Source organism: Pseudomonas sp. GW821-FHT07F01 (assembly GCF_059418825.1).
The window spans coordinates 694,059-713,447 of record NZ_JBWKQO010000002.1; the positions used below are offsets into that span (position 1 = coordinate 694,059).

General features: G+C 64.6%; 21 protein-coding genes. 10 read left to right on the top strand and 11 right to left on the bottom strand.

The features are described 5' to 3' along the window. Nucleotides 1–816, top strand: coding sequence for a gamma-carboxygeranoyl-CoA hydratase (locus AC07R1_RS09270; RefSeq protein ID WP_495110452.1), 816 nt, complete (start codon nt 1–3; stop codon nt 814–816). Further along, nucleotides 816–2,762 carry an acetyl/propionyl/methylcrotonyl-CoA carboxylase subunit alpha gene (locus AC07R1_RS09275; RefSeq protein ID WP_342402403.1) on the top strand — a complete coding sequence of 649 codons (1,947 nt, stop codon included), beginning with the start codon at nt 816–818 and terminating at the stop codon, nt 2,760–2,762. The genes AC07R1_RS09270 and AC07R1_RS09275 overlap by 1 nt, the downstream gene beginning before the upstream one ends. Before the next feature lie 53 nt (nt 2,763–2,815). Here AC07R1_RS09275 and AC07R1_RS09280 read toward each other — a convergent pair whose 3' ends face one another. Further along, nucleotides 2,816–3,481, bottom strand: coding sequence for a LexA family protein (locus AC07R1_RS09280; RefSeq protein ID WP_011062227.1), 666 nt, complete (start codon nt 3,479–3,481; stop codon nt 2,816–2,818). A gap of 131 nt (nt 3,482–3,612) precedes the next feature. On the opposite strand from AC07R1_RS09280, the gene AC07R1_RS09285 reads away from it, so the two are divergent. Both AC07R1_RS09285 and AC07R1_RS09290 read left to right on the top strand, forming a co-directional pair. Then, complete coding sequence (locus tag AC07R1_RS09285; RefSeq protein WP_015636319.1) at nt 3,613–3,960, top strand: DUF6124 family protein; 348 nt, start codon at nt 3,613–3,615, stop codon at nt 3,958–3,960. A gap of 490 nt (nt 3,961–4,450) precedes the next feature. Next, entirely contained in the window at nt 4,451–5,605 is a 1,155-nt protein-coding gene (locus tag AC07R1_RS09290) for a M14 family metallopeptidase (protein WP_011062229.1), read from the top strand. 36 nt (nt 5,606–5,641) lie between these two features. Here AC07R1_RS09290 and AC07R1_RS09295 read toward each other — a convergent pair whose 3' ends face one another. Beyond that, nucleotides 5,642–6,097, bottom strand: a complete 456-nt coding sequence (locus tag AC07R1_RS09295; RefSeq protein WP_047337356.1) for a winged helix-turn-helix transcriptional regulator — start codon at nt 6,095–6,097, stop codon at nt 5,642–5,644. 104 nt (nt 6,098–6,201) lie between these two features. On the opposite strand from AC07R1_RS09295, the gene AC07R1_RS09300 reads away from it, so the two are divergent. Continuing rightward, nucleotides 6,202–7,422 carry an MFS transporter gene (locus tag AC07R1_RS09300; protein WP_495110453.1) on the top strand — a complete coding sequence of 407 codons (1,221 nt, stop codon included), beginning with the start codon at nt 6,202–6,204 and terminating at the stop codon, nt 7,420–7,422. A 21-nt stretch (nt 7,423–7,443) separates the two neighbouring features. Here the strand turns inward: AC07R1_RS09300 and AC07R1_RS09305 are convergent, their stop codons facing one another. Both AC07R1_RS09305 and AC07R1_RS09310 read right to left on the bottom strand, forming a co-directional pair. Then, nucleotides 7,444–7,983: a cytochrome b gene (locus AC07R1_RS09305; RefSeq protein ID WP_011062232.1), complete on the bottom strand. Its 540-nt coding sequence runs from the start codon at nt 7,981–7,983 to the stop codon at nt 7,444–7,446. Beyond that, entirely contained in the window at nt 7,980–9,065 is a 1,086-nt protein-coding gene (locus AC07R1_RS09310) for a catalase family peroxidase (protein ID WP_065363223.1), read from the bottom strand. The genes AC07R1_RS09305 and AC07R1_RS09310 overlap by 4 nt, the downstream gene beginning before the upstream one ends. Nucleotides 9,066–9,232: 167 nt before the next feature. On the opposite strand from AC07R1_RS09310, the gene AC07R1_RS09315 reads away from it, so the two are divergent. Both AC07R1_RS09315 and AC07R1_RS09320 read left to right on the top strand, forming a co-directional pair. Beyond that, nucleotides 9,233–9,739: an RNA polymerase sigma factor gene (locus AC07R1_RS09315; RefSeq protein ID WP_065363222.1), complete on the top strand. Its 507-nt coding sequence runs from the start codon at nt 9,233–9,235 to the stop codon at nt 9,737–9,739. After that, on the top strand, nt 9,736–10,461 hold the full coding sequence (locus AC07R1_RS09320; protein WP_065363221.1) for an anti-sigma factor family protein: 726 nt from the start codon (nt 9,736–9,738) through the stop codon (nt 10,459–10,461). The genes AC07R1_RS09315 and AC07R1_RS09320 overlap by 4 nt, the downstream gene beginning before the upstream one ends. Nucleotides 10,462–10,464: 3 nt before the next feature. On the opposite strand, the gene AC07R1_RS09325 is transcribed toward AC07R1_RS09320, so the two are convergent. The 7 genes from AC07R1_RS09325 to AC07R1_RS09355 all read right to left on the bottom strand — a co-directional run bounded on the left by AC07R1_RS09325 (nt 10,465) and on the right by AC07R1_RS09355 (nt 17,003). Beyond that, nucleotides 10,465–11,454 (bottom strand): Csu type fimbrial protein, encoded by a 990-nt coding sequence (locus tag AC07R1_RS09325; RefSeq protein ID WP_011062236.1) that lies wholly within the window; start codon nt 11,452–11,454, stop codon nt 10,465–10,467. 32 nt (nt 11,455–11,486) lie between these two features. Further along, nucleotides 11,487–13,844, bottom strand: a complete 2,358-nt coding sequence (locus AC07R1_RS09330; protein WP_495110454.1) for a fimbria/pilus outer membrane usher protein — start codon at nt 13,842–13,844, stop codon at nt 11,487–11,489. A gap of 119 nt (nt 13,845–13,963) precedes the next feature. After that, nucleotides 13,964–14,755, bottom strand: a complete 792-nt coding sequence (locus tag AC07R1_RS09335; protein ID WP_015636325.1) for a fimbrial biogenesis chaperone — start codon at nt 14,753–14,755, stop codon at nt 13,964–13,966. Nucleotides 14,756–14,801: 46 nt separating this feature from the next. After that, on the bottom strand, nt 14,802–15,302 hold the full coding sequence (locus AC07R1_RS09340; protein WP_015636326.1) for a Csu type fimbrial protein: 501 nt from the start codon (nt 15,300–15,302) through the stop codon (nt 14,802–14,804). Between the two features lie 4 nt (nt 15,303–15,306). Further along, nucleotides 15,307–15,843, bottom strand: a complete 537-nt coding sequence (locus AC07R1_RS09345; protein WP_015636327.1) for a Csu type fimbrial protein — start codon at nt 15,841–15,843, stop codon at nt 15,307–15,309. Nucleotides 15,844–15,863: 20 nt separating this feature from the next. Beyond that, nucleotides 15,864–16,400, bottom strand: coding sequence for a Csu type fimbrial protein (locus AC07R1_RS09350; RefSeq protein WP_011062241.1), 537 nt, complete (start codon nt 16,398–16,400; stop codon nt 15,864–15,866). Between the two features lie 102 nt (nt 16,401–16,502). Then, entirely contained in the window at nt 16,503–17,003 is a 501-nt protein-coding gene (locus AC07R1_RS09355) for a Csu type fimbrial protein (RefSeq protein WP_401025856.1), read from the bottom strand. A 240-nt stretch (nt 17,004–17,243) separates the two neighbouring features. On the opposite strand from AC07R1_RS09355, the gene zapE reads away from it, so the two are divergent. Genes zapE through AC07R1_RS09370 form a run of 3 tightly spaced genes read left to right on the top strand, consistent with a single transcriptional unit; the run spans nt 17,244 to nt 19,340 of the window. After that, nucleotides 17,244–18,374, top strand: a complete 1,131-nt coding sequence (gene zapE / locus AC07R1_RS09360) for a cell division protein ZapE (RefSeq protein WP_495110455.1) — start codon at nt 17,244–17,246, stop codon at nt 18,372–18,374. Continuing rightward, nucleotides 18,371–18,985 carry a hypothetical protein gene (locus AC07R1_RS09365; RefSeq protein WP_047337314.1) on the top strand — a complete coding sequence of 205 codons (615 nt, stop codon included), beginning with the start codon at nt 18,371–18,373 and terminating at the stop codon, nt 18,983–18,985. Before zapE ends, AC07R1_RS09365 begins: the two co-directional genes overlap by 4 nt. Next, on the top strand, nt 18,972–19,340 hold the full coding sequence (locus AC07R1_RS09370) for a hypothetical protein (protein WP_495110456.1): 369 nt from the start codon (nt 18,972–18,974) through the stop codon (nt 19,338–19,340). Before AC07R1_RS09365 ends, AC07R1_RS09370 begins: the two co-directional genes overlap by 14 nt. Nucleotides 19,341–19,389 lie beyond the last annotated feature (49 nt).

Below are 19,389 nucleotides of genomic sequence, written 5' to 3' on the forward strand. Positions count from 1 at the left end.
ATGAGCGACTTCAATACCCTGGAACTGCTGCGTGACCCTCGAGGCTTCGCCACCCTGTGGCTCAGCCGCGAAGACAAGAACAACGCCTTCAACGCCGAAATGATCCGTGAACTGATCCTCGCCCTGGATCAGGTGCAGGGCGACCCGAACCTGCGCTTCCTGCTGCTGCGCGGGCGCGGCCGGCATTTCAGCGCCGGCGCCGACCTGGCCTGGATGCAGCAATCGGCCGAGCTCGACTACCACACCAACCTCGACGACGCCCGGGAACTGGCGGAGCTGATGTACAACCTGGCCAAGCTGAAGATCCCGACCCTGGCGGTGGTGCAAGGCGCGGCCTTTGGCGGGGCCCTGGGCCTGATCAGTTGCTGCGACATGGCCATCGGCAGTGACGAGGCGCAGTTCTGCCTCTCCGAAGTGCGCATCGGCCTGGCACCAGCGGTCATCAGCCCGTTCGTGGTCCAGGCCATCGGCGAACGCGCTGCCCGCCGCTATGCCCTCACCGCCGAACGCTTTGGCGGCCAGCGGGCGCGGGAAATCGGTCTCCTGGCAGAAAGCTATCCCGCCGCAGAGCTGGATCAACAGGTCCAGCAGTGGGTCGACAATCTGCTGCTCAACAGTCCCCAGGCGATGCGCGCCAGCAAGGACCTGCTGCGGGAAGTGGGCAACGGCGCGTTGACCACCGCCCTGCGTCGCTATTGCGAAAACGCCATCGCCCGCATCCGGGTCAGCGCCGAAGGCCAGGAAGGCCTGCGGGCATTCCTGGAAAAACGCCCGCCCAGCTGGCAGTCCGAGACCACATCCAAGGAGTCCCGTTGATGAGCGCCCCTGTTCTAGACACCCTGCTGGTGGCCAACCGCGGCGAGATCGCCTGCCGGGTGATGCGCACCGCCAAGGCCCTGGGCCTGACCACCGTGGCCGTGCACAGCGCTACCGACCGCGACGCCCGGCACAGCCGTGAAGCGGATATCCGCGTGGACCTGGGCGGCAGCAAGGCTGCCGACAGCTACCTGCAGATCGACAAGCTGATTGCCGCCGCCCGGGCCAGCGGCGCCCAGGCCATCCATCCCGGGTATGGATTTCTCTCGGAGAACGCCGGTTTTGCCCGAGCCATCGAAGCCGCCGGGCTGATTTTCCTCGGCCCGCCTGCCGCGGCCATCGACGCCATGGGCAGCAAGTCGGCAGCCAAGGCGCTGATGGAAACCGCCGGGGTGCCCCTGGTTCCGGGTTACCACGGTGAAGCCCAGGACCTGGAAACCTTCCGCAATGCCGCCGAACGCATCGGCTACCCGGTGCTGCTCAAGGCCACCGCGGGCGGTGGCGGCAAGGGCATGAAAGTCGTCGAGGACGTCAGCCAACTGGCCGAAGCCCTGGCCTCGGCCCAGCGCGAAGCCCAGTCGTCCTTCGGCGATTCGCGGATGCTGGTGGAAAAGTACCTGCTCAAGCCACGGCACGTGGAGATCCAGGTGTTTGCCGACCAGCACGGCAACTGCCTGTACCTCAACGAACGCGACTGTTCGATCCAGCGCCGCCACCAGAAAGTGGTCGAGGAAGCTCCGGCCCCGGGCCTCAGCCCCGAACTGCGCAAGGCCATGGGCGAAGCCGCGGTGCGCGCGGCCCAGGCCATTGGCTACGTGGGCGCGGGCACCGTGGAGTTTCTCCTGGATGCCCGTGGCGAGTTCTTCTTCATGGAGATGAACACCCGATTGCAGGTGGAACACCCGGTCACCGAGGCCATCACCGGCCTGGACCTGGTGGCCTGGCAGATCCGCGTGGCCCGCGGCGAAACCCTGCCCATCAGCCAGGAGCAGGTGCCGCTACGCGGGCATGCGATCGAAGTACGGCTGTATGCCGAAGACCCGGCCAACGACTTTCTTCCGGCCACCGGGCGCCTGGAGCTGTACCGCGAATCGGTTGCAGGCCCCGGTCGGCGGGTGGACAGCGGTGTCGAGGAAGGCGACAGCGTTTCGCCCTTCTACGACCCGATGCTGGGCAAGCTCATTGCCTGGGGCGAAGACCGCGAGCAGGCGCGCCTGCGGTTGCTGAGCATGCTCGACGAGTTCGTCATCGGTGGCCTGAAGACCAACCTGGCGTTTCTGCGGCGCATCATTGCCCACCCGGCCTTTGCCGAAGCGCAGCTGGATACCGGCTTTATCCCTCGCTATCAGGAGCAGTTGCTGCCAGCCGCAGGCGAGCTGAGTGCAGACTTCTGGCAAGCCGCCGCCCACGCCTTCAGCCAGAGCCAGCCGCCACTCACACGAAGCGATGATCCCGACTCGCCATGGTCCGCCATCAACGGCTGGCGCAACGGCCTGCCAGCGCAAACCAGCCTGCACCTGAGCTGCGCCGGCCAGGATCAGGCCATCAGCCTTGGCGCTCGCACTGCGGCCTTTGAGCTGCAGGGCGAGCACCTATGGACAGAGCAACAGGGACTGCGCCGCGAGCACCGGGCCATCCGTCGCGGCGACACCCTGTACCTGAACTGGCAGGGCGACACACATGCCGTCAGCGCCTATGACCCGATTGCCGCGGCCGAAGCCAGCCATAGCCAGCAAGGCGGGCTGACTGCGCCGATGAATGGCAGCATCGTTCGGATATTGGTCAGCCCGGGTCAAAGCGTCGAGGCCGGTGCCCAACTGGTGGTGCTGGAAGCCATGAAGATGGAACACAGCATTCGTGCACCCCAGGCCGGGGTCATCAAGGCGCTGTATTGCCAGGAAGGCGAAATGGTCAGCGAAGGCAGTGCACTGGTGGAGTTGGAATAACTCCCAAGTAAGAAAGCCCCTTCCTGTTTGCAGGAAGGGGCTTCTAGGGAAAGTTAAAACTTCGCAGTAGCTTGTACGACTACACCAATAATCCGGCACTTGTCGCTGTAGAGCATCTTCGGATAAGTAGGATTGAGCGGAACCAGGTAACGCAAACCACCCTCTTGCACCAACTTGCGGAAGATCGCCTCGTCACTACCAGGACACTGTACAACCACCAACTTCCCGGGTTCGGCGCCAATCGCCGGGTCCACCAGGATCAGCATGTCCTGGCTGATGCTCAGACCGCTAGGAGCGATCATCGCGTCGCCGACCACCACCAGCCAGAATGCCGCGCCCCGGGCCTGATAGTCGGAAAGCTCGTAGCGCTCCGGCACGTAGGCAGGCTGCCCGTCTTCGCGAACCTCGCCGGCCACCCGCCAATCGCTCACCGGGTAACGGAAGTACGGGTTGTACTTGTTGAGCAGCGCAGGCCCGTCTGCCAGGGGCTCGCCATCGTCTCCTAGCAAGGGTTTCTCGCGGACCACCAGGGCCACTTCGAGAAAGCCCATGCCGATCTCTTCCAGCACCCGGTTCATGTCTTCGATCTTCGGTTGGCGGCGCTTGCTCAACCAGTGACCGATACCCCCTTGAGACATGCCCAGGCGCTCGGCGAGCTTTTCCTGTGTGACCTTGCGGCCTTTCATGTTGGCTTTGACCAACTCGATCCATTTGTCCATGGGCCGAACAATACGTTGTGTATTTCCAGCCTCAACACACAACTTGTAGTATTTGAAATCCCGTCACAATTACAATGTGTATTAACATCGGCCTACCCCTATTTCCTTTCTCAGACAGGGCAGAACACTTCATGAACACAAGCAGCAAGGACGTGCCGGAACTCGATACAGAGACCACATTAAGCTCACTCAAGGACAGCCAGGCTGCCCGACGCGCAATGGACTATTACTTGAAGCCGGCCATTACCGAGTCAGACAAGGAAGAGAAGTTCTTCGAAATCAGGCGCAGCCTGAGCAGCGAGGAAGCCATGATCCACGCTTCCGACCTGCTGCGCTGTGCAGCGGCCACCGCCTACGATGCAGCGGACAATCTGCGGGGAGCCAATCGCGACCTGGCGTTTTCAGTGGTGCACATGATCGATCTGGCCAAGGCCCTGGTGGACAAATCACTGGAAAGCCAGCGCGTTGAGTCGAACTGAAGCCCTGCGCACGGCTGGACGTGAAGCCAGCGACGGGAAAAAACGGAAGTGGAAAAAATATTTTCCGGAAGGCGGGGAAAAACATTTGACTTGCAAATGATAATGATTATTATTGCAAGCAACTGGTCGCGAGATCAGTCGATAGCCCAAAGGACCTTAGGTCGGACCTTTGGATTATCTCCTCATCAGGCTAATCACGGTTTTTGACCCGGCTTTTTGCCGGGTCTTTTTTTTTTGCCAGTTTTTCTGGCTTGGCTTCAGGCTAATGAAGACTGTAGGTGTCGCAAAAAATAATGGCGGCGATGATAGCAAAAGAATGTCCTTTTGCAAGCAAACGCCCGTCGTAAAAGCCTCGCAAATCAAAAAGTAGCGCTTGAGAATCAATCGCATAGCCACTAAGCTTCGTCTGCGTCAAGGACGACGCCCCCCTTCTTTTACCCCCCCTTCTGTGTAGAGTAGCGCTCATAACAATCCTGATAAGGAATCGATTATGACCGTGGGCAATCACACTTCTTTTGATATTTGCGCTGATTTCGACAGTGGCAACATCGACGTACTGGATATCAGCAACCCGTTGCAGGCACTGCTGGCCATCCGCCCGGATACCCGCAGCCCGCACTTCCAGTGGTTTCATTTCAAGGTCAGCGGCCTGCATGTCGGCCAGGAACACTGGTTTCGCCTGACCAACGCCAGCCAGTCCTCCTACAACAAAGCCTGGACCGGCTACCAGGCAGTGGCCTCCTACGACCATGTGAACTGGTTTCGCGTACCGACGATCTTCGAAGGCGACGCCTTGCGCTTCAACCTGGAAGCCACCCAGACCCATGCCTGGTTCGCCTACTTCGAACCCTACAGCCGTGGCCGCCACGACTGGCTGATCGACCAGGCCCTGACCAAGGCCGGCACCGAGTTGCTGGCCGTGGGTAAAAGCGTCGAAGGCCGGGACATCCAGTTGCTGCGCAAAGGCAGCGGCGCGCCAGGCCAACGCAAGATCTGGATCATCGCCCAGCAGCATCCCGGTGAGCACATGGCCGAATGGTTCATGGAGGGCGTGATCGAGCGCCTGTTCCGTCACGATGATGCGGAGCTCAACGCGCTACTGGCCAAGGCCGACCTGTACCTGGTGCCGAACATGAACCCCGACGGCGCATTCCACGGCCACCTGCGCACCAACGCCCAGGGCCAGGACCTGAACCGTGCCTGGCAGACCGCCAGCCAGGAACTCAGCCCGGAAGTGCTGTTCGTCCAGCAGCAGATGGAACAATACGGCGTCGACCTGTTTCTCGATGTGCACGGCGATGAAGAGATTCCCCACGTGTTCACCGCCGGCTGCGAAGGCAACCCGGGCTACACCCCGCGACTGGAGAAGCTCGAGGAGCATTTCCGCAGCCACCTGAAACGCCAGACCCGGGACTTCCAGACCACCCACGGCTACACCCGGGACAAACCCGGCCAGGCCAACATGGCCCTGGCCTGCAATGCCGTCGGGGAAAAGTACGACTGCCTGGCCCTGACCCTGGAAATGCCCTTCAAGGACCACGATGACAACCCCAACCCGCTCACCGGCTGGTCGGGCAAACGCTCCATGCAACTGGGCAAGGATGTGCTGAGCACCCTGGCCGACCTGGTGGATCACCTGCGCTGAACCCGACTGAGGGCTGCGCCCCCCGTTGCGCAGCCCTCAGTCACCCTCCCCGACCGGCACCCGCCGGCAATCCTCCGGCCCCAGCAAGCGCCCGTCCGCCGAGCGCAGTTCCAGCGCGCGCAACGGCTGCCCGGTCTGCCGGTCGACCATCCGTGAATGCGCTTCCCCTTCCTGGTAGAAAAACGCTTCGCCCCATTGGCGCAAGCCGATGATCAGGGGAAACAGCCCCTTGCCCTTTTCCGTCAGCACGTACTCCTGGTAGGCACTGCCATCGGACGCCGGGACAACCTCGAACACCCCATGTTCCACCAGGGTCCGCAGGCGTGTGGCCAGGATGTTCTTGGCCATGCCGAGGTTGCGCTGGAACTCGCCAAAACGGCGGATTCCGTCAAAGGCATCCCGCACGATCAGCAGCGACCACCAGTCGCCAATGGCGTCCAGTGAGCGGGCAACCGGGCACTCGGCATCTTGCAGGCTGGTGCGCTTGACCATGTAGGGCATTCTCCGATCAGGCCAAAGGAAAGTGGTTGCAATATAAAACCGCGATCTTTACCGTACAACTGGTTTCATTATGAAACCAAAACTCGGAGCCCAACATGTCAGCCAATTCTTCCCCTCATGCCTCGCCTGCTCTTTCCACCAAAGTGGTGCTGCTGTTCGCCATCGCCTGCGGTCTGGCGGTGGGTAACGTCTACTACGCCCAGCCACTGCTGGATGCCATGGCTCATACCTTCGACCTGGCGCCGGCCACCGTGGGCATCGTCATCACCCTGACCCAGGTCGGCTATGGCCTGGGCCTGCTGTTGCTGGTGCCCCTGGGGGACCTGTACAACCGGCGACGGCTGATCGTGACCCAGACCCTGCTCTCGGTGCTGGCCCTGCTCACCGTGGCCCTGGCCCCGAGCAGCGCCTGGCTGCTGCTGGGCATGGCCTGCATCGGCCTGCTGGCGGTGGTAACCCAGGTACTGGTGGCCTACGCCGCCAACCTGGCCCCGGCAGAGCAACGCGGCCGAACCGTGGGCATGGTCACCAGCGGCGTGGTGGTAGGCATCCTGCTGGCCCGTACCGTGGCCGGGACCATGGCCGACCTGGCGGGCTGGCGTTCGGTCTATCTGTTGTCCGCCGGGCTGACCCTGCTGGTGGCCCTGGCCCTGTGGAAAACCCTGCCTACCCACGAGCAACCCAAGGCCACCCAGGGTTACGGGCAATTACTCGGTTCGCTGCTGCAACTGTTCAGGGAGGAAAAAGTGCTGCGGGACCGGGCGGTGCTGGCGATGCTGATCTTCGCCGCCGGCACCGTGCTGTGGACGCCATTGGTGTTGCCATTGAGTGCCCCGCCACTGTCCTTGTCCCACACCGAGATCGGCCTGTTCGGCCTCGCCGGCGCGGCAGGCGCCCTGGGCGCGGCACGGGCCGGGCACCTGGCCGACCGCGGCCTGGCGCAGTGGACCAGCGGCCTGGCACTGGGCCTGATGCTGCTGTCCTGGCTGCCCATTGCCTTCACTCAATCGTCCCTGTGGGCCCTGCTGTTCGGGGTAATCAGCTTCGACCTGGGCCTGCAGGCCGTGCACGTCACCAGCCAGAGCCTGATCTACAGCGTGCGCCCCGAGGCGCAGAGCCGACTGGCCGCCGGCTACATGCTGTTCTATTCCCTGGGCAGCGCCGCAGGCTCCATCGCCGCCACCGCCACCTATGCCTGGGCCGGCTGGACCGGGGTCTGCCTGCTGGGTGCCGGGATCAACGGCGTGGCGCTGATCTACTGGCTATGGAGCCTGGCCCCGGGCAAAGCCGCGGCCAGGGTGCGTTGCGCCACTTGAGCCCGGCGCCGCCGAGTTCAATCAACCGCGGCCGCGCAGCATGCTCTGCAGCACGCCATCGCGACGCACCCAGCCATGGAACAGCGCCGCGGCCAGGTGCAGCAGCACGGTGAAAAACAGCAGGTACGCCAGATAACCATGGGCCTTGCGCAACACCGCAAACAGCTGGGCATTGGCCGGCAGGATCGCCGGCAGTTGCAGCGAACTGCCGAGCATCACCGGGTCGCCGGCCGCCGAGATCATGCCCCAGCCCAGCAGCGGCAGGCTCAGCATCAAGGCGTACAGCAGCACATGGGAGGCCTTGGCCGCCAGCACCTGCCAGCCCGGCAGGTCTGCCGGCAACGGCGGTTGTCGGGTGTAAAACCGCACCCAGAGGCGCACCAGCACCAACAGCAGGATGGCGATCCCCAGGGGCTTGTGCAGGTGGATCAGCCATTCATGACGCGCGGAAACCGACGCCACCATGCCGGCGCCGATGAACAGCATGGCGATGATCAGCAACGCCATCAGCCAGTGCAGCAGGCGCGCCAGGGGAGCGAAATGTCGAGGTTGGCTATTCATGGACGTGGCTCCTGGGCGCCGGGCAATTGGCTGACTTCGCTGGTGCGACGCAGGTAGGAACTGGCGTAGGCCGCAGAGCGCGCTGCCAGCAGGGGGTCGTCGGACGCCTGGATGCCGCTGGGCAGGATCAGCGGGTCGTAATTGATGTCCCGACACTCGCCGCTGTTCTGCGCCTGGGTGCTTTGCAGCACCAGGGTCCCGGCGTTGATTACCGGCCGCTGCGCCGGCCAGGCCTTGCTGGCGTCATCCGTGGGGTCGCCGGGCGCCGCCAGGGTGATCTGCAAGCGCCAGCGCAGCGGCCCTTGGGCCAGGCGCCGAACCAGGTCCTGCTCCAGGTAGTCGGCGCCTTGCGGGGCACTGCCTGCATCAGGCCCATCCCGGGTCTCGGGCACTACCCCCCAGCGCACTGCCTGGCGCTTGCCGCTGCCATCCACCAGGTAGAAGGCATTGATCCCGTTGTAGCTTTCACTGGCATAGCTGGCCGAAGGTTTGGCGCCCTTGACCCATTGCAGGAACGGCGTCGCCTCGGGATGACTGGCGAAGAATGCCGGCACTTTGCTCGGGTCCGGCTTGCCCGTGGCCGGATCAGGGGAGCCGGCCTGTTGCAACTGATAGAAGGCTTCGGGAGTGCCCACCGGGAACACCGGCATGCTGTTCATCCCGGTCCGCCACTGCTGGCCGTTGGCCTGGAGGAAACGCAGCGCCAGGCTGCGGATCGGCACGCTGCTGTCCGGCGCATAGGGGTTGCCACTGGGCAGGGCAAAGCGCCCCACCACCGGCGTGCGTGCCTCATTGAACACCAGCGCCGTGGAGTAGGCCCGGGCCTCGCCGCTGCTTTCGAAGTAGCCGATGACGCACACCCCTTTGGCATGGTTGCGGCGATACCCCGGGTGCACGCCATTGTTGGTTTCCAGCACATCCACCAGGGCCTTGGGGGTCAGGCGACCGGGATCGAGGCTGCCATGCACATAGGCCAGAGCCCCCGCAGCGACGGCCACCACCAGGGCGATTGCCCCCAGGCGCAGGGTCAGGCTGACAGGCCCCAGGGGTGGGCGGTCGGGCTTTGATGAAGGATCAACCATGGGACATCTCCAATACGCATAGCCATGAGGGCAAGGACCTGTCAGACGCAGCTCGCCCAGGGTTATTCCACGACCGGTATTTATTTTCCTGCGGCTGGAATAACCTGCTGTGCGGCGCGTCTTCCTAGCCTCAAGCCTAGTGACTGGCCCAGCATCCGCAGGATTTCATGAACGATCTCGACCAACAGCTACGCCCGCTGATTCCAAGGCTGCGCCGCTTTGCCCTGTCCCTGACGCGCCAGCCCAGCAGCGCCGACGATCTGGTGCAGGCCTGCCTGGAACGCGCCCTCGCCGGATGGACCGGGAAACGCCCCGAAGGCGACCTGCGGGCCTGGCTGTTCGAAATCCTCTACCGGCAGTTCCTCGATGCCCACCGGCGTTCCCGACGCTACGCGCGGATGCTGGAGTTCTTCACCGGCCGTGACGACAGCCAGCCCTCGGTGGAGCGCACGGTGATGGCGCAATCGACCCTGGAAGCCTTCGACCGCCTGAATGCCGAACAGCGCGCCCTGCTGCTCTGGGTGTCGGTGGAAGGCTTGAGCTACAAGGAGATCGCCGAGATTCTCCAGGTGCCCACCGGCACCGTGATGTCGCGCCTGTCCCGGGCCCGCCAGGCCCTGCGCCAACTCAGCGACGGCGAAATCAGCAGCCCTTCTCTACGGATACTCAAATGATCAGCCTGCCCCCCAGCGACAGCGACTTGCACGCTTATGTCGATCACCAACTCAGTGAGCAGGACCGCCGGCTGCTGGAGCACTACCTGGCCAGCCACCCGCAGGTCGCGGCCCGGGTCCAGGCCTGGCAGCAGGACGCCCAGCACCTGCGGGCGGCCCTGGGTGGTGCCCTGCTGCAGCCGGCCAACCCGGCGCTGGACCCTGTGCAGATCCGCGCGCGCCTGAAGCAACGTAGCCTGCGCCGCCTGGCCAGTGCCGCGGTGCTCCTGATGGCGGTGGGCGTGGGCGGCCTGAGCGGCTGGCAGGCGCGGGAACTGACCCTGGCCGGCAGCAGCGTGCTGCCCATGACCGACGCCCTGCAGGCCTATCGTCTGTTTGCCGAACAGGGCATGCTCCCCGCCGACTTCAAGGTACAGGGCAATCAGAGCATGCAGGCCTGGCTGGACCGCTACTTCACCCAGGCCAGCCCATTGCCGGATCTGCAGGGGGCCGGGTTCAGGGCCGTCAGCGGGCGCCTGCTGAGCACCGAGCAAGGCCCGGCGGCCATGGTGCTGTACGAGGATCGCGAGGGGCGCAAGGTCAGCTTCTACATCCGCCCGCCAGGGCCGCAGAACAAGCTGCTGCCCCCGGGCAGCCGCCGCGAGGGCCCGTTGCAGGCGCAGTACTGGTCCGGCCAGGGCTACAACTACGCCATGGTCGGCCCGGCGGAAATTCCCCTGTAGCCCTCAGAAGCCCACGTCCAGCACCACGTTGTCGATATAGGTGCCGGCCGGCGGGGTGCTCTGGTCGGTGTAGATCCTGGCGTTGTAGTTGAAGATCTGGCTGCCGGTGCCCAGGCCGTTGCCGGGGTTCACCTCGGCATCGGTGCTGGAGCGCCGGGCACTGCCGACACTGCCCCAGCGGGTGCTACCGGCACTCTTGAAGATGTCGTAGGCCAGGTAGTTGCTGCCGGAAATCATCTGCCTGCGCCCCCCCGCACTCACCGGGTGCTGGCCGTCGCTCAGGCCCACGGTGTAGGCACTGCCCTTGGTGCAGGCCAGGTTGATGGTCTGCCCGGTCACCGTCGCGAAGGCGCTGATCACCGGCGCGCTGCCGAAACTGATGTTCGGCGCAGTGATCACGCAATCGTTGGACACCGTCATGTTCACGGTCAGGCTCTGGGTACCGCTGCCGACATCCCTGCCCAGACAGATCCCCAGGGCGCCGATTCCGGAGCAATAGTTCCAGCTCCAGAGAATGCTCAGGTTCTCGGTATAGACCCCCGCCGCAACGTTGCTGCCGGTGAGGGTACCCAGGTAGATGGGCACCGTCTTGGCCACGGTCGGGCTGCCCAGCAGGCCCAGCAGGTCGATGATGGAATTGCGGGCGAAGTCGAACTGCACCCCGCGGGTGATCGGATAGCTGGTGCTGTTGTTGGCGTACAGGGTGTAGCTGATGACGTCGCCGGTAGGTCCCACCATGCCGCTGGTGGTGGAGGTGATGGTGGCGTAGAAATGATCGTTGCTGGCCAGAATGCTCAGCAGCGAGCCGGTACAGCTCAGCCCGGCATTGGTGGTGGAGGCCGGCTGCGAGGTGGTGCGCACCAGGATCGAGCTGACGGTACCGAAGCCTGCCGGCGCGGTCGGGACCGTCGTGCACAGTGCCTGGGCCGTGCACGACAGCACGCTCGCCAGCAGCCCCAGTATTGCCTGTCGCCATCCCTTGCCCGCATTCACACGCCACGCTCCTTGATCCGGTGATACCGCCGTTACTGACAGACCAGCGGGCCGATCAACGGCACCTGCTGCTGTTGCATGTCGATGTCGAACTGCGCCCGGCAGGTCTTGCCGTCGGCCAGTTCCACGTGCAGGGTGTTTTGGGCCGCGAGGTTTTCCAGATAGACCAGCCCATCCCAGCCGACCACCGTCCGCGCCCCGCTCTGCTCATGAGTGACGTTGCTGCCCAGGGGCAGCTCGCGCTGCTGGGCGTCCACCAGCACCACGCTGGCGGCAATGATCCGGGGCAGCGGAAACTCCAGCAGGTAGCCGCTGCCACGCCGCACCGCCACCCGCTGCTCGACATTCGGGCTCTGCACGTTGGCCGGCAGGTTCAGCGGATCGATCTCGTACTTGCCGCGGTAATAGGCGCTGCTCCAGGGCACCAGCAGATGGCCGTTCTTGTCGGTCTGGCCCACCAGCTGGTTTTCATAGCGCACCGGGATGTCCTTGTAGCCGTCGGTACTGACCACCACGAAGGCGTCGTCGATCTGGTTGGCGGCGAACACCTGGCGGTCCATCCACACCAGTGAACCGCTGGCATCGGCCCAGCGGGTCTCGGCATCGCTGGTGCCATAGACCCCGGCCTGCAGGCGCACCGACTGCAGGCGCCAGGTCACATCGGCCTGGCGATAGTGGGCGCCACTGCCGGTGGCGTAGCCAAGGTTGTAGCCAACCCCGCCTTCGATCGGCACCGAGCGGCTGAAGTTGACCCGCTGGCGGTTTTCCCCGGTCTTGCTGCGCTCGTTGCTCAGGCTCAGGCTGCCGTGCAGGTCGAAGGGGATCACCAGTTGTGCCTGCATGGCCCAGTGGCTGTCGCCGATCTCGCGGTTGGCCGACAGGTAGAAGCTGCTGCTGTGCCACAGCGGCTTGCTCCAGGTCAGGTTCAACAGCCGGGTACGGGTCGAGTCGGCGGCGCGCACGTCGAAATAACCGGCGCCCAGGCTGCCGAAGCGCTCCAGGTTGAGGCTCAGGGTCAGTTGCTCGCTACGCTGGCTGAGGCTGGTGTAGGGGCTGTCGACTACCGTCAGGTCGGCGTACTGATCACGCCGCTGCACCCGCTGGTAGGCGACGCTGTAGCGCTGGCTGCTGTACTGATAGCCAAGGCTCAACTGCTGGCCGCCGTCGCCGTCGAAACGGCTCTGGCTGACGGCGGTATTGATCACCCCGAACTGCCCCAGCCGCAGGTTGCCGCCGACCCCGCCCAGGGTCAGGGAGTCCGAGGCTTCGGCATGGCCTTCCAGGGTCAGGCTGTCGCTCAGGCCGTAGCGCAGGCTGCCGGAAGTCACCCCCGGGCCATAGCCGAAGTCGCGCTGGGTGTAGTCCCGGCGCAAGGTGCCCGCGGCCACCGAGAAGTCCGTCAGGCCCTTTTGCAGCAAGGTGCTGGTGACGTAGAACGGCACCGTGGTGGACACCTGCCGGCCAAGGGCATCGGTGGTGACCACCACCGCTTCGCCGGCGCCGTTGATGAAGGGAATGTTGGTCAGGGTGTAGGGGCCGGGCTGCAGGTCGGCGCTGCTGGATTTGTAGCCGTTGATGAACAGGTCCACCGAGGACGGCACCGCTGCTTCCCCGGCGAACTGCGGCAAGGGATAGGTCACCAGGTCCGGACGCACCGAGAAATCCCGGGACAGTTGCACCCCGCCCAGGCGCACCGAGTTGCTCCAGGGCAAGGCACCACTGATCAGGTCGCCGGCCTCGTAGGTCAGCAGGCGTTCATCGTCGGAAAAACGCCAGGTGGTGTCATAGCGTCGGTAACCGTTGTTCAGGGAGCTGTTCCCAACCCCCGACAGGGTCTGGCGGTACTGCCCGGTGTTGGACAGCGTGCCCCAGGAGTCGAACAGCCGCACCTCGTTCCAGGCCGCCAGGTAGGTGCCGCCGTCATCGGTGTCGTTGAGGTACAGGTCATAGTTGAGCAACCCGCCGAAGCTGCTCAGGGCCGGGGTCCGTGGGTAGGCCTGGCGGCTGCCGATGAATTGCTCCGGCAGCCAGTCGGGCGGCACGTCCAGCAGCAGCCGCTGGCCCTGGCTGTCGTAGTCGCTGTGCAGGCCCGGCAGGCTGTCCAGGTCGACCTCGGCGCCCAGCCCCTCGGGCAGCTTGATCCCGGTTTCACGTAGGGTCTGCGCCGGCAGAAACAGCCGGCCGGAGCGCTGCTCCACCGCCACCACCTTCCCTGTGTTCATCTGATTGATCACCAGTTCCAGAAACAGCTGTGCATCGGCCATCGACTCCAGGCTGCTGGGCGGCGGCGGCAGTTCGCCCGCCGGCACCTCTGCGGCCAGCATCAGGCTACACAGGCCGGTCACCAGCCCTTGCCACCTGCGAAAACGCCGAGCCGGGTCCTGGCTCATTGCGGGCTCAAGTCCATCTATGGACATCTCCATCCCGGGGCGGATGCGCCACCGCGCTCACATCCGTCCGTACCTCTCCCCACCGGCCGTCCGACTGGCGGCCGCGTTGCGCCCGAGGCTCAGTGCGTAGGCGCCAGGTCCTGTACCTGCGGTGCTCCATTGACCCGCAGTTGCAGGGTCGACTCGGCCGCCAGGGTTTCCGGCACCGGCCAGCGCATCACCGCCCCGGGCAACACATAGCCCAGCAGCCCAGGCGCCACGGGCCGGGCCTGCCCGCCCTGCTTGAAGGCCACATCGGTCAGGCGGGCGTGCACCGCGCCCTGGTTGCGCAGCTCGAAAAACGTCTTGCCGTCCACTGCCACCTTGCGCCAGCTCAGGTCCGGCACGCCGGCCCCCTTGGGATCGCGTGGACGGGAGGTGTCTTCCTTGCTCCACAGCCCGGCGCCATAGGCGAACAAAGGCACCGAGTAGCGCATCTGGAAGCGGATCGCTGCCGCACTCTTGGCATCCCCTTCCGGGGTGATGGGCTTGGCCGAGGGAATCTCGTCGATGATGATCCGGTACGCCAGCTCCTGCCCCGGTGGCACCTCGCGGGTGCGGGTCAGGCGTACCAGTTGCTTCTGCCCCGGCTCGATCTTCGCCACCGGCGGGCTGCCGATGACATCGCGCTGGTTCTGGTACTGGTCGGCAAAGCCGCTCTGGCTCCAGGCAAACACCCGGATCTGCAGGTTGGCGGTCTCGGTACCGCGGTTCTCCAGCCACAGCGCGCTGGCCTGCTGATCGGCCTCCAGTACCGGGTCGATCGGCCAGATCAGCACCGAACTGGCGGCCTGGACCCTGGGTACAACTGCCAACAGCCCCGCCAGGATCAGATAACCGGTCCCCCGCATGCCCTGCAAAGGTAAATGCATACTGCTACTCCTTGTCCGCCTGCCGGCTGGTTATGAATGCGCCCCATCACCACGACAGCTGCACCTGCAGCACATCGCTGTACGTCCCCCCAGGCTGATTGCCCGGCAACTGCACCTGCCCGTAGATCGGCAGGCTGATGTTATTGGCATCGCTGTAGGCCACGGCCACGCTCTGGCCTATCCCCAGGCTCTGGCTGTAGCCCGCATCGCGAAACAACTGATAGGCCACCCGCGCACTGCCGCTATTGAGCTGCATGTGCCGGCCGCTGCTGTTGTACTGGCCTCCGTCCACCGTCATGTTCAGGGTCACACCCGGCGTGCACTGCAACTGCACGCCCCCGGTGAGCGCCACTCTGACCGTGCTGGTGGACAGCGCCGACTGGCTGCCGAAGGCCAGGCTGCCGTAGTTGCTGACGCCCCCCACCACCAGGCACCCGGCGGTGATGGTGGCGCTGACCTGGAAGCTCTGGCTGGTGGCCGCAGCGATCCACCCCGGCCAGGCACTCGCGCAGGCCAGGAGCAGCAGCGCACAAGCGTGGCTGGCCATGGCATCAGAAGGTCAGTTGCACGGACACCGTATCGGTGTAGGTGCCGGCCGGTAGCCCCGCCTTGCCCACCGCCTGGCCATAGAGGTTCACGGTTTGCGCCACCCCGGTGCTTGGCGCCAGGTTGATCACGCCGTTGATCGCGACGATCTGCGAATGCCCGGAGTCGGTGTACAGGTCATAGGGCACATAGTTGGCCACCCCGTCGAACAGGGCCCGGGTGCCACCGGTGGACTTGCCGTCATTGGCGCCGCCCTGGATGGTCAGGGTCGGCGTGGTGCCGGTGGAGCAGAGGATCGACAGCGCGCCGCCACCGCCGCCCAGCACCTGGCCGGTGGCCGTGGTGAACAGGCTGTTGGTGGTGCCGAAGTTCAGGGCACCGAAGTTCAGCCCGGTGCTGCCGCCGACGCCGTTGACCTGGCAACTGCTGGTGAGGATCAGGGTCGAGCTGATCTGCCCGGTGACCGTGGTGGCGGCATTGGCCGTTGAAGCCATGACCAGCCCCAACAGAGGCCAGCCGATTCTGGATACAAGCGCGTGCATGATGTGTGTCCTCTCATGGTTTACCAATCCAGCGTGATGGTCAGGGTGTCGGTGTAGAGCCCTGCCGGAACCGCGCGGGTATTCGCGACCACAGAGCCGAACACCGGGATGGGAATCCGTCTGCCGCTGCTCACTGCGAAATTGCGCTGCTGGCCGATGCTGTAGCTGTCGCTACCGGAAGCATCGACGAACAATCGATAGGGGATGGTCTGGCGGCCATTGCTCAAGCGCCGGGTCGTGCCGTCGCCGTTGAGGCCGCCATTGATGGTCACGGTGAAGCCGGTGACCGAGGAGTTGCAGGCCACCTGCAGCTGGCCCTCGGCGCTGTTGGTGAGGCTGGCCTTGATCGGCGCGACCCAGGTCGGGCCCTGCTGGCCGAAGTTGAGCATGCCCGGGTCGCCGATCGGGCTGGCAGACGGATCGCCGCCGCTGCTGACCTGGCAGGCAGCGGTAATCACCAGGCGTGCCTGGATCTGCCCGCTGATTGCCGCCTGGGCATCGTCCGCCAACAGGCACAACGAACCCAGGGCGACAATCGTCCAGGTCCTGCCTTTCATTGCAGCCATCCCAGTTCCATCAGGACTCCCACATGGGCCGTTCACCATGAACCGCCCTCCCTGCTCTGCCCCGTTACTCGTGGCAGCATCCATGCCCCGGCCCTACCAGGTCAGGGTCACTTTCAATACATCGGAATAACCGCCGGCCCGGGGGATCTCGGCCAAAGGTTCGATACGCCCGTACAAGGGCAGGTCCACCATGCCGGAATCCGGCACCCGGCCACTGACCGGTACATTCACCGGCAGCGGAATCCGCCGGGCCGGGTCCTGGTAGAGGCGATAAGGAATGGGTTTGCCGGCCCGGGTGTTGCTGGCCAGGTAGCGCACTTCGCCGACACCACCGTGCAGGCCGCCGTCGATGCGCATCTGATAGGGGGTATCGGGGTTGCATTCCAGGCGCGGCTGGCGGCTGCCCGGCAGTGCCGCCGACAAGGGCCCGGCCGGGTCGTCCAGGCGTGCGGTGCTGCCGAAGTCCAGGGTACCGAGCTGTTCGATCCCCGCTTCGCGCTGCTGGCCGACCAACTGGCAGCCACGCAGCACATCGACCCGGACCTGCACCTGCAAGTCCGCGGCCCCTGCTGTCGCGCTGAGCAATGCGCTCATCACTGCCACACCCTTATATCCATTCAAGGCCTCAATCCTTATGAGGAGCATTCGCTGAAGTCAGGTTAGCAACCCGCGGGGAAACCGCCAGTTAGCGTATTAATTGCTCACGGCATGAGCGCTGCGCCGGCACGGCTGCAGCCATGCCTTTTCGAGATGACTGGCCGGGGCATTTTCTATTGGTTAAATTGGCGCGCCGCTCTTAAGGTGAGCGGCCTGGAACCATCGGGGTAATCACCATTGGCCGCTTTACCGCCAAAATCTGCACAGACTCGATCTCCCTGGCGTCGCCTGTTCGCCAGGCCCGCCCGCCGCCCGAGCGCCGCTGGCGCGCTGATCCATGACTACTTTCGCCATAAGGCCCAGGACCTGGGCTACACCCTGAGCCATGGCCAGTTGCAGGTGATCGAGCGCATGGGGCAACTGGCCGACGCCCTGGAGCAGGCCACCCCGCAGGCGCCGAGCCTGTACCTGTATGGCGCCGTGGGGCGGGGCAAGAGCTGGCTGCTGGACGGCTTCTTCCGCGCCCTGCCCATCGACGAGAAACAGCGCCTGCATTTCCATGACTTCTTCGCCCAACTGCACCAGGGCATGTTTCGCCACCAACAGCAGGCCGATGCCCTGGAAACCACCCTGGACGAGCTGCTCCGCCAGTGCCGGGTACTGTGTTTCGATGAGTTCCATGTCCACGACATCGGCGACGCCATGCTCATCACCCGGCTGTTCAAGGCCCTGTTCAAGCGCGGCATCGTGCTGCTGGTGACCTCCAACTACGCCCCCGAAGGCCTGCTGCCCAACCCGCTGTACCATGCCCGCTTCAAACCGGTGATCGAACTGATCAACGCGCGCATGCAGGTCATGGAAGTCGGCGGTGCCGAGGATTACCGGACCCACGCGCAAACCCACGAGCAACAGGCCTTTACCCGGGGGCAGTATCTCTGGCCCGGCACCGCGGCCCAGCGCCAGGCGCTCAAGCTGCCCGAACGCCATGCCCCGGCAACGCTGCTGCAGGTCGGCAGCCGCCAGCTGACCACCCGCCAGCGCCAGCAGCGCAGCATCCGCTTCGAATTCAACGACCTGTGCCAGCAGCCCACGGCAGTCATGGACTACCTGGAACTGAGCCGCCAGTTCGACACCTGGATCATCGATGAACTGCCGCCACTGGCGGAGTGCTCGATCGCCGCCCAGCAGCGCTTCATCAACCTGATCGACGTGCTCTACGACCAGGACAAGCGCCTGCTGCTGATCGGCCAGCGCCCGCTGGCCGAAAGCCTGGACGGCCACGCCATCGACCTGGCCCGCACCCGCAGCCGCCTCGGGCAATTGCAGGAAATCGGCCCCGAGCACCCGCTTGAGCGAATAGCCACATGAGTTCGATCAGCTTTTGCGAGCTGGTGTGCCTGCACCTGCAAGATTCAACCCTCCAGCACTCCCGGCTATTTGGCCTGGAGAGTTTCTCGGCAGCTGAACTGGCGGCCAAAGGCTATGAGCGGGTCGGCGAGCCCCAGGACTTTCACCAGTATGAAAAAAGCTGCACGACGCGCTACCACCAGCGAACCCTGGAGGTGCTGTTCAAGTGCTACTTCCTTGACCGGCAACGGGTCGGCAGTGGCTTCAACCTGGCCCCTGGGGCCCGGCTGACGTCGGTGCTCAAGTACAGGAAACGCCTTGCGGCCCAGCAAAACCTGCCCCCTTCGCAGTTGGCTTTCCATTTCTCGGACGACAAGCAGGAAGGCGCGGTGATTCTGGATGACCGGCACGTCATGCGTTTCAACCAATGGAGCCGCCAGGGCGCCTACCTGCTTGCAACCCTGGAGAGCGACTTCGACCTGGAAAGCCCGCTGGGCAGAGCCGCCACCGGATCGGTAAAAAATACCCTGGAGCACCACAGCCTGGAGTCGATGCTGGCTGAGGCCGGGAACTCCAGGCAACCCGCGGCATTTCGCCGGCTGGCTGGAGCACTGCAAGATGCAAGCATTTGACCGCCAAGAGATTTACCGACTGGCAGAGGCACTCTTGCGCGCCATTGAACATGCCCAGCCAACGGCATTGGCGGCAGTTGGCGTGAGCCCGGCCATTTATGCAGAAATCCTCGAAGAGCTGGACAGCTCGGGAGAACAGGCCGGCGACCTGGCCCTTGCGCCCTATGACCTGGCATTCCAACCAGACCGCAGCGGCCGGGTGGCCCTGGACCTTTACCCGCTGGGCACCGAGCCATCGACCATGAGAGTGGCCTGCCAGCTGTGGTCCAAAGGCCGCAAGACCGACCTGACCCTGATTGCCGACTACCTTCAAGGAGCAGGCGCGTTGGCCTTCAGGCTGCTGGAAACCCAATAGCCCCCATCCCATGGCCGCTCAGGCAGCAAAAACCGCCGAACTGCTTTAT

Excerpts from the sequence above, each read along its gene's own strand:
- AC07R1_RS09290 (WP_011062229.1), top strand. The coding sequence starts at position 4,451 with ATGACCGTGGGCAATCACACTTCTTTTGATATTTGCGCTGATTTCGAC.
- AC07R1_RS09320 (WP_065363221.1), top strand. The coding sequence starts at position 9,736 with ATGATCAGCCTGCCCCCCAGCGACAGCGACTTGCACGCTTATGTCGAT.
- AC07R1_RS09310 (WP_065363223.1), bottom strand. The coding sequence starts at position 9,065 with ATGGTTGATCCTTCATCAAAGCCCGACCGCCCACCCCTGGGGCCTGTC.
- AC07R1_RS09280 (WP_011062227.1), bottom strand. The coding sequence starts at position 3,481 with ATGGACAAATGGATCGAGTTGGTCAAAGCCAACATGAAAGGCCGCAAG.
- AC07R1_RS09270 (WP_495110452.1), top strand. The coding sequence starts at position 1 with ATGAGCGACTTCAATACCCTGGAACTGCTGCGTGACCCTCGAGGCTTC.
- AC07R1_RS09350 (WP_011062241.1), bottom strand. The coding sequence starts at position 16,400 with ATGAAAGGCAGGACCTGGACGATTGTCGCCCTGGGTTCGTTGTGCCTG.
- AC07R1_RS09295 (WP_047337356.1), bottom strand. The coding sequence starts at position 6,097 with ATGGTCAAGCGCACCAGCCTGCAAGATGCCGAGTGCCCGGTTGCCCGC.
- AC07R1_RS09340 (WP_015636326.1), bottom strand. The coding sequence starts at position 15,302 with ATGGCCAGCCACGCTTGTGCGCTGCTGCTCCTGGCCTGCGCGAGTGCC.
- AC07R1_RS09335 (WP_015636325.1), bottom strand. The coding sequence starts at position 14,755 with ATGCATTTACCTTTGCAGGGCATGCGGGGGACCGGTTATCTGATCCTG.
- AC07R1_RS09315 (WP_065363222.1), top strand. The coding sequence starts at position 9,233 with ATGAACGATCTCGACCAACAGCTACGCCCGCTGATTCCAAGGCTGCGC.
- AC07R1_RS09355 (WP_401025856.1), bottom strand. The coding sequence starts at position 17,003 with ATGAGCGCATTGCTCAGCGCGACAGCAGGGGCCGCGGACTTGCAGGTG.
- AC07R1_RS09305 (WP_011062232.1), bottom strand. The coding sequence starts at position 7,983 with ATGAATAGCCAACCTCGACATTTCGCTCCCCTGGCGCGCCTGCTGCAC.
- AC07R1_RS09365 (WP_047337314.1), top strand. The coding sequence starts at position 18,371 with ATGAGTTCGATCAGCTTTTGCGAGCTGGTGTGCCTGCACCTGCAAGAT.
- AC07R1_RS09275 (WP_342402403.1), top strand. The coding sequence starts at position 816 with ATGAGCGCCCCTGTTCTAGACACCCTGCTGGTGGCCAACCGCGGCGAG.
- AC07R1_RS09300 (WP_495110453.1), top strand. The coding sequence starts at position 6,202 with ATGTCAGCCAATTCTTCCCCTCATGCCTCGCCTGCTCTTTCCACCAAA.
- AC07R1_RS09285 (WP_015636319.1), top strand. The coding sequence starts at position 3,613 with ATGAACACAAGCAGCAAGGACGTGCCGGAACTCGATACAGAGACCACA.
- AC07R1_RS09345 (WP_015636327.1), bottom strand. The coding sequence starts at position 15,843 with ATGCACGCGCTTGTATCCAGAATCGGCTGGCCTCTGTTGGGGCTGGTC.
- AC07R1_RS09330 (WP_495110454.1), bottom strand. The coding sequence starts at position 13,844 with ATGAGCCAGGACCCGGCTCGGCGTTTTCGCAGGTGGCAAGGGCTGGTG.
- AC07R1_RS09370 (WP_495110456.1), top strand. The coding sequence starts at position 18,972 with ATGCAAGCATTTGACCGCCAAGAGATTTACCGACTGGCAGAGGCACTC.